Origin of the sequence: Streptomyces sp. NPDC057638 (assembly GCF_042800315.1) — a bacterium.
In the GTDB taxonomy this organism is placed as follows: domain Bacteria; phylum Actinomycetota; class Actinomycetes; order Streptomycetales; family Streptomycetaceae; genus Streptomyces.
This window is the reverse complement of sequence record NZ_JBHVHF010000041.1, coordinates 1-5791: the sequence shown is the minus strand read 5'-3', so window position 1 is coordinate 5791 and position 5791 is coordinate 1. Positions and strand designations below refer to the sequence as shown.

The window sequence follows — 5791 nt, the reverse complement described above, 5'->3', positions numbered from 1 at the left end:
CCTCCTTTCCGCTGTCTCGTCGGGCTGATCCCGCCGGGGATCCAGCGGGAGGTCTCATGGGTGCTCAGTCGGTGCCCACCGTGATCAGACGGCCGTAGCGGGTCCGGTCGACGGGCTCGTTGACGAGTCGGCCCTCCGCCTCCACCCAGGCGTGCGCGGCGAATGGTGGGGCCAGGATCACCCCCACGCACCAGGTCGGCCAGGAGCCCTCGGCCCGGCAGAGCAGCACGGTGGCGATCGAGCGCACCAGGCAGGCGTTTGTGCCGCAACAGCGGGGGCTCACCTGGAGCACGGTGTTGTGGGCACGGGAGGTCTCGGCATAGGTCGCGGGCCGGACGCCGCGACCCAGCCGGGCCAGGACGGTACGGATGCGCGCGGGTGACCGGGTGGCGAGGACCCGGGCGGTCCCGATCGCCGTATGGGTCAGCAGTCGTCGTGCCGGGCTGATGGTGACCAGCTCGGTCGGGAGGATCGGGGTGCTCACCGGTCCCGCACCAGCCCGGCCGAGCGCAGTGAATCCAGCAGGCGTTCCACGTCCCGCTCGGCCCGTTGCCGCTCGACGTCGTAGCGCTCGGTGAGGGCGGTGACGGCCTCGTTCACCGAGGCACCCCGGGTCAGGGTGGTGACCACCAGCGCGGCCGAACGGCTGAGCCGCCAGTAACGGCCCGTCCGCTCATCCAGGACGACGACGCCGTACTCGGTCTCGGCGGTCGACACATGGTCAGGCAGCAGGTCCACGGTCGGTCTCCTCAAGGATCCGGTGGCGCCGGGACTCCGCGTGGTTGCGGGTGAAGACGGCGCAGTTGACGGTGGCGTCGATCACGGGGTCGGGCTGTGCCAGACGGTCGGGGCGCTCCGCCGCGGCCAGCGCGCGGACATCGATCAGGCCGTCCCGCGCCAGCGGCGAGTCCTCGCACAGCGCGAGCAGGACCGGCCAGTGGTCCCGCAGCCCACGGGCCCCCTGGGCGTCACCGCCCGTCTTGCTGCTGCGGGCCAGGAAGGCGTCGGGTAACTCCCCGGCCAGCGCGGCCTTGATGAGCGGCTTGAACTCCAGCGGGGAGGCGCGCTCCTCGTGCCGTACCGCGAAGCACGCCTCGATGACCCGGTCGTCGAAGAACGGGGACTCGTGGGGGATGCCGAGCGTCGCCGAGAACTGCTGGACTCCACGGACGATATGACTACCGTCGAGGACCGCCGCCAGCTCCCCGTGACGGGCCCGGTCCGGTCCCAGCGGGAGGGCGGCGGCGGCCATCGCCGCCAGGTGGGTCCGTATCGCCTCGGTGGCCTCCCGGGTGAGCCAGCGCGGCAGGGTGAGGGGGGCGTCCCAGGCCATGGACGCCTCGATGGTCGTCTCCCGCAGCGGCCGGGCCTCCCGCACCTGGCGCTGAAGCCAGGTCCGGTAGTCCGTGCCGTCGAACAGTTCCCGCAGGACGACGCTCCAGGACCGGTTCTCCAGCAGCATGGCCGTACGGATCCGCCGCGCCCCCAGCAGCGGTCGCCGTCGGACGATGGAGTGCTCCCACGCGGGGTTGATGTGCAGCATGTGGTCCCCGCCGAGCCCGTTGAGGGAGAGCCGCGCGCCGTGAGCCCGCGCGCCCTGGAGACTGTCCCGTATCCGAGGGGCCGTCGTGTACGCCTGTGTGGGCTCGTCCAGCAGCGCGGAGAGGCTGTCCATCCCCCGGTAGAACGGGGTCATGTCGTCCATGCTGGCGGTCCGGTGCCGGACCGTCGGCATGCTCGGCAGCGCCAGCCGGGCCCAGTCGAGGTCCTCCCGGCCGCCCGGGTCGTCGTTGTAGGCGGTGACGGCGGTGACCTCGGCGGGGCCCTGGGCCGCGAGGTAGCAGAGCGGGGTGGAGTCCAGCCCGCCGGAGAGATCGCAGTGGACCGTGCCGCCCGCGGCCGTGCGGGCGTCCACCGCCGCTCCCAGCGCCGAGCGCAGCAGCCGCGCGCCCGCCCGTCGGCTCAGCTCCGGTTCCGGGCGGCGCCACCAGGTGACGGTCCGGGTCCTGCTGCCACGGTCCTCCAGCAGCAGCGCCGAGCCGGGCGGTACCGCCGTGACCTGGCGCCACAGGGGCTCCTCGCCGAAGGGGTACGGGAGATGGCCGAGCAGACGGACCGCGAGGGCGGTCTCGTCCTGCGGGAAGTCCCCCAGCGCGGCGAGGACATCGGCCCGGTCGGACACCACCCGGACGCCGTCGACCAGCGCGTGGAAGACCCTCCGTACCCCGCTGGCGGATCCCTGCACCCGCACCCGGTCGCCGTCGGCCGCCACCAGGTGGAAGGACCCGGCCAGGGAGGCTCCCAGGCCGTCCAGGGCGCGCACTCCGCCCGCCCCGCCGAGCCGGCCCCGCAGCAGGGCCGCGCTGGCGGAGCTGATCCCCGCGACCACGCCCCGTACGGGGCCCGCCTCGGCGGTCACGAGCTGGTCGGCGGGCATCCGGGCCACCATCAGGGGCCGCCCGGAGGGGTACTGACAGATGACGCGGGTGTCGGCCGCCAGCCGGTGAACGGTGCCCTCGGCGCTCTCGTGATCGGGGAGGACGACGAAGTACCAGCCTTGCTCCATGACGCCCGTGACCATGAAACAGCTCCCGCCCATGGGTTCGCCGGTTGGTGCGACGGACTCATAGTTGGCGGAAATCGTGGTGATTATGTGTTGGAGATGTGTCAATTTCGTGGAGGAAGATTCCCGGTCACGCGTGCCGGATTCCGCCGGTGGTGGCCTCCCGACCGGCGATGACCAAGCCCGTGATGTGTTCGTACCGGTGAGGGCTGAGTGGACGTCTTCCGGTGAACCGAATGGGCTTACTGGACCCGGCCTCCGGTTGTCGTCTCCGGCGGATCCGGCTCACCATGCCACTCCGTCCCCACCTGCCCCGGGAGCGCGCCCGCCCTCATCAGCCCAGCGTGCACCGCCGCCGCGCGCACCCCCGTGCTGCCCTGTCCGGCCCGGGTGGGCGGGTAATTGCTTGGCAAACACTCGACCGCAAAGTCTCTTCCGTCGTCGCTCCCTGTGCGTACCCTGATGCTCAGCGCATCGGTGGGGGCCGATGCCGATCAGGGGGCGCGACAGCCGGGTACGACGCCCGGAGCGGGGTAGCAGTCCCAGCGCGGCGGCGGCCGTCTGGACGGTCGGCCCGGCTCTCCGGGCGCCGTACCCGTGACTGGTCCGTCCTCCGAACCTGGGGGTGTCTGTGATCCGTATCCGGGTCCTGGTCGTCGATGACCACCGAATCTTCGCCGAGTCTCTCGCCGCGGCGCTCGCCGCCGAGCCCGATGTCGAGGTCGCCGCGGCGGGCAGCGGTCCGGCCGCGCTGCGATGTCTGGACCGGGCGGCGGGTGAGGGACGGCCGTTCGACGTGATGCTCGTCGACGCCGACCTCGGCATCAGCGCGCACGGAGGCCGTGCGCCCGTCGCCCGTGCCGTATCCGATGACGCGGTCGAGGGGATCGTGGACGGGATCTCCCTCGTCGCCGGGGTCCGCTCCGGTCAGCCGTCGGTCCGTCCGGTCGTCCTCGCCGAGCGGGACGACCCGCGCCGCGCCGCGCTCGCGCTCCAGGCCGGGGCCTGCGGCTGGGTGGCCAAGGACTGTTCGCTCCAGCGGCTGCTCGCCGTCATCCGGGGCGTGCTGCGCGATGAGACCCATCTGCCGCCCGCCCTGCTGACCGGCGTACTGAGGGAACTGACCGCCGCGCGCAAGCACCGCACCGAGAGCGAGCGGCTGGTGGAGTCGCTCACCCCGCGGGAACGCGAGGTCCTGCGGTGCATGGTGGCGGGCCTGGGGCGCAAGGCCGTCGCCGAGCGCCTCTTCCTCTCCCCGCACACCGTACGGACGCATATGCAGAACGTCCTCGGCAAGCTCGGGGTCCACTCCACCCTCGCGGCCGTCGCACTGGCCCGGCGCGCGGGGGTGGGCCCGGTCGACCTAGCCGGGGATGTTGTCGAACGGGGCGGTCAGCTTGCGTAGCAGCCCGGCCAGCTCCGCCCGCTGAGTGACCGACAGCTCGGCCAGGATCGCTCGCTCCTGCTCCAGCAGCCCGGCGAGCGCCTGGTCGGCCCGGTCGCGGCCCTCGTCGGTGAGGCGCACCAGCACCCCGCGCCGGTCGCTGGGGTCGGGCAGCCGCTCCACGAGGTTCTTCTTGGTGAGCCGGTCGATGCGGTTGGTCATCGTGCCGGAGGTGACCAGGGTCTGGGTGAGCAGCTGCCCCGGTGAGAGCTGGTACGGAGGTCCCGCGCGCCGCAGCGAGGTCAGGACGTCGAACTCCCAGGGTTCGAGCTGGTGCTCGGAGAAGGCGAGCCGTCGCGCCCGGTCGAGATGGCGGGCGAGCCTGGAGACGCGGCTCAGTACCTCCAGCGGTTCCACATCGAGGTCGGGGCGCTCCCGGCGCCATGCCGCGACCAGTCGATCGACCTCGTCGTCCATGGAGATCAGTGTAATTGGTCTGTCGACATGAAGTCTCTTGATGTGAAGTCTCTTGACGTCAAGGTATATCGTCTGGGGTATGCGCTCTTCACCGACTCCCGAGGTACCGACTCCCGAAGCCGTCTGGGACCCCCAGCAGTACCTCCGCCACGCCGACCACCGCACCCGGCCCTTCGCGGACCTCCTCGCCCGGATCGACGGACTGCCCCGCGCGGACGCCCGGATCGCCGACCTCGGCTGCGGCGCGGGCAATGTCACCGCGCTCCTCGCCGAACGCTGGCCCACGGCGCACATCACCGGCTACGACAACTCCCCCGCCATGCTGGAGCGCGCGCGGCGGGAGCACGGCGGGGACACGGCGGGCGGCGGACGGCTCGACTTCGCGCCCGCCGACATCGCCACCTGGGCACCGGACGGGCCCTGCGACCTGATCGTCTCCAACGCCGCCTTCCACTGGGTGGACGGCCACACCGACCTCTTCGGCCGCTGGACCGAGGCCCTCGTCCCCGGCGGCGTCCTCGCCTTCCAGGTACCGGGCAACTTCTCCGCGCCCAGCCACACCCTCCTGACCGAGCTCTGCCGGAGCGCGCGCTGGCGCGAGACCCTCGGCGACCTCGGCGGCCGGGACGGCGCGGTGCGCGAACCCCGGGAGTACCTGAGCGCCCTGGTGGGACTCGGCTGCGAGACGGACGTCTGGGAGACCACCTACCTCCAGCTGATGCCCGGCGAGGACCCCGTCCTGGACTGGGTCAAGGGCACCCTGCTGCGACCCGTCCTCACCAGACTGGGCGAGGGCCCGCACACGGACGCCTTCCTCACCGAGTACGCGACCCTGCTGCGCACCGCCTACCCGCCGACCCCGGACGGCACCGTCTTCCCGTTCCGCCGACTCTTCGCGGTGGCGCGCGTAGCGCGCTGACGCGCGGTGAGCTGGTGCGGGCCGGGTCCCGGGAACCCGCCGCCTTGAGGCGCGGGGGTCGGTAGCGTGCTCTACGGGGGCGGCGGCGGCTTGGGCGCGGGGGCGCCGTGAGGCGCGGCGCGGTGGGGCGCGGTGCCGGAGGGTGCTCCATCGCCACCGAAGGAAAACAGCCCAGTCGCGGGAGAACGCCGCAGGTCAGGAAGTGTCGGTCCCGCGTGCGCGGGGATGGCCCCACCGCCCGCTCCACCCCGCCGACCCCACTTGGGTCGGTCCCGCGTGCGCGGGGATGGCCCCCCGACGATCGCCCGCCCGGCGCCTTCGACCTTGTCGGTCCCGCGTGCGCGGGGGTGGTCCGACCAGGAGTGGGACGACGATCTCAGCGGCCCCGTCGGTCCCGCGCCCGCGGGACTACCCCGACAGCCACCTCCGAAAATCCGGAGGTGGCTGT

6 protein-coding genes are annotated in these 5791 nt (G+C 72.7%); 2 read left to right on the top strand and 4 right to left on the bottom strand.

Going from position 1 to position 5791, the window contains the following annotated elements; genetic code table 11:
- Positions 1-64 precede the first annotated feature (64 nt).
- Genes ACFVIM_RS08675 through ACFVIM_RS08665 form a run of 3 tightly spaced genes read right to left on the bottom strand, consistent with a single transcriptional unit; the run spans position 65 to position 2581 of the window.
- Positions 65-484: a lasso peptide biosynthesis B2 protein gene (locus ACFVIM_RS08675; protein ID WP_384299934.1), complete on the bottom strand. Its 420-nt coding sequence runs from the start codon at positions 482-484 to the stop codon at positions 65-67.
- Entirely contained in the window at positions 481-738 is a 258-nt protein-coding gene (locus tag ACFVIM_RS08670; RefSeq protein ID WP_384299933.1) for a lasso peptide biosynthesis PqqD family chaperone, read from the bottom strand. The genes ACFVIM_RS08675 and ACFVIM_RS08670 overlap by 4 nt, the downstream gene beginning before the upstream one ends.
- Positions 722-2581 (bottom strand): asparagine synthase-related protein, encoded by a 1860-nt coding sequence (locus tag ACFVIM_RS08665; protein WP_384299932.1) that lies wholly within the window; start codon positions 2579-2581, stop codon positions 722-724. The genes ACFVIM_RS08670 and ACFVIM_RS08665 overlap by 17 nt, the downstream gene beginning before the upstream one ends.
- Before the next feature lie 613 nt (positions 2582-3194).
- Here ACFVIM_RS08665 and ACFVIM_RS08660 point away from each other — a divergent pair.
- Positions 3195-3968: a LuxR C-terminal-related transcriptional regulator gene (locus ACFVIM_RS08660; RefSeq protein ID WP_384299966.1), complete on the top strand. Its 774-nt coding sequence runs from the start codon at positions 3195-3197 to the stop codon at positions 3966-3968.
- Here the strand turns inward: ACFVIM_RS08660 and ACFVIM_RS08655 are convergent.
- Positions 3927-4424 carry a MarR family winged helix-turn-helix transcriptional regulator gene (locus ACFVIM_RS08655; RefSeq protein ID WP_384299931.1) on the bottom strand — a complete coding sequence of 166 codons (498 nt, stop codon included), beginning with the start codon at positions 4422-4424 and terminating at the stop codon, positions 3927-3929. The genes ACFVIM_RS08660 and ACFVIM_RS08655 overlap by 42 nt on opposite strands.
- A gap of 79 nt (positions 4425-4503) precedes the next feature.
- Between ACFVIM_RS08655 and ACFVIM_RS08650 the strand changes: the two genes are divergently transcribed.
- Positions 4504-5343, top strand: a complete 840-nt coding sequence (locus tag ACFVIM_RS08650) for a trans-aconitate 2-methyltransferase (RefSeq protein ID WP_384299930.1) — start codon at positions 4504-4506, stop codon at positions 5341-5343.
- Positions 5344-5791: the final 448 nt, after the last annotated feature.

Excerpts from the sequence above, each read along its gene's own strand:
- ACFVIM_RS08665 (WP_384299932.1), bottom strand. The coding sequence starts at position 2,581 with ATGGTCACGGGCGTCATGGAGCAAGGCTGGTACTTCGTCGTCCTCCCC.
- ACFVIM_RS08655 (WP_384299931.1), bottom strand. The coding sequence starts at position 4,424 with ATGGACGACGAGGTCGATCGACTGGTCGCGGCATGGCGCCGGGAGCGC.
- ACFVIM_RS08650 (WP_384299930.1), top strand. The coding sequence starts at position 4,504 with ATGCGCTCTTCACCGACTCCCGAGGTACCGACTCCCGAAGCCGTCTGG.